The organism is Leucobacter sp. M11 (genome assembly GCF_035726885.1).
Taxonomy (GTDB): domain Bacteria; phylum Actinomycetota; class Actinomycetes; order Actinomycetales; family Microbacteriaceae; genus JAPFRB01.
On record NZ_JAPFRB010000001.1, the window covers coordinates 565,865 to 567,384 of the forward strand.

1 protein-coding gene and 1 pseudogene are annotated in these 1,520 nt (G+C 74.7%); one reads left to right on the top strand and one right to left on the bottom strand.

The window, feature by feature from the left end; translation table 11 throughout:
• A pseudogene (locus OOT08_RS02895) lies at positions 1 to 865 on the bottom strand (DNA helicase); the annotation flags it as partial.
• Positions 866 to 1,059: 194 nt separating this feature from the next.
• Between OOT08_RS02895 and OOT08_RS02900 the strand changes: the two are divergent.
• On the top strand, positions 1,060 to 1,520 hold a 461-nt coding region (locus OOT08_RS02900; RefSeq protein ID WP_325091041.1), incomplete at its 3' end, for a ketopantoate reductase family protein.

Sequence of the window (1,520 nt, forward strand, 5' to 3'; positions counted from 1 at the left end):
GGGAGGCGGGGTCCCGGTGCGCGAGGGCGTCGATCGTGGCGATGCCAGCGGCACGGAGCCGGTCGCGCTGGATCAGGCTGAGCCCCGCGACGAGGAGGAGGTCGCGCTGCGCCGTGATCTCGGGGGCGCAGACCTCGCACCGCCCGCAGGCAGTGATGCCCTCGGCTCCCCAGGAGACGGGCGCGGCCGTCTCGGTTCGCCCGTCGGCCCCGGTTGCCGCCCAGCGCTCCCGGAGCAGCCGGTGCAGGCGGGCGCGGCGGGCCAGGAACACGGGTTCGATGTCGGCGAGGCGGTGCTCGGAGTCGCTGCCGTCGCCGAGCAGGAGCCGGGCCGCGGGGGCGACGTCGACATCGATCAGCCGCAGCTGCTCCGCGTAGGCGGCCAGCTGCATGAGCGCGGGCACCCGGGCGCGGCGGGAGAGCTTCGAGTCCTGCACCTCGTAGGCGGGCTCGCCCGCACCCGGCACCCGGGCGATGAAGTCGGCGAAGCCGAGGAACGCGATGGGCAGCGCCGCATCCGGCTCCGGCTCCTGGAAGAACGTGGCCTGGAAGACGAGGGCCGCTCCCGTGCGGAAGGCCGCCTCCGTCTCGCGGGCGCGCTCGCGGAGGTCGGCCAGGCTCATCGAGCGGGGGCGCTCGATCTCGACGACGCCCGCGCCGAAGCGTTCTCGGTACCCGGCGAGCACCCGCTCCTCGTGCGCGTCGCCGAGGCGCGCGGCACGCTCCTTCGTGGGGTCGTCGTCGGCGGGCACGACGAGGTCGCGGCCAAGACGCTGATCGAAGCGGCGCAGCGCGGCGAACTCGCAGGCGCTCGCGGCGCTCAGATCGCTCGCGCTCGTGACGAGCACTCCCTCGCGCAGGAACATGGCTGACCCCTTCACCCGCGCGGCCGTTCCGCGCTGTCTGCAACGGTACCGTGCCCCGCCGACGTCGCCCGCGACGGGTGGGCGGCGGCGCAGCACGGCCCTCATCGGAACGGGGCTCCCCTGGTAGTGTCTGCCCCGACACACGCGCGATCAGCAGGGGGTGGGCGGGGACGCGCCAACGAATCGAGGGTGACATGCGAATTGCGATCATCGGGGCCGGCGGGGTCGGTCTGTATCTGAGCCACCGGCTCCTCGGCGCCGGGCACGAGGTGGTGCTCCGCGGGCGGGAGCGCACGGCCGGGGCCCTGGGAGCGGCCCCGCTCACGCTCGTGAGCGCGTCGGGCCGCGCCGAGCCCATCACCGCTCCTCGGGTGGTCACCGCGCTCGACACGAGGGAGTTCGTGGCGGCCTTCGACCTCGTCATCCTCGCGACGAAGGCCTGGCAGGTCTCCGCGGCCGCTGCCGAACTGCCCGGCAGCCTCACCCCAACCGGGCGAGTCCTCACCACGCAGAACGGGGTGGACGCCCCCGCCCGCGTCGCTGAGCATCTCCCGGCCGAGCACGTGCTTGGCGGCGCGCTGGTGGTGATTGCCGAGCGCCTGGACCCGAGCACGGTGCGCCTGATCGGCGCGGAGGGCAGCCTCGCGCTGGGATC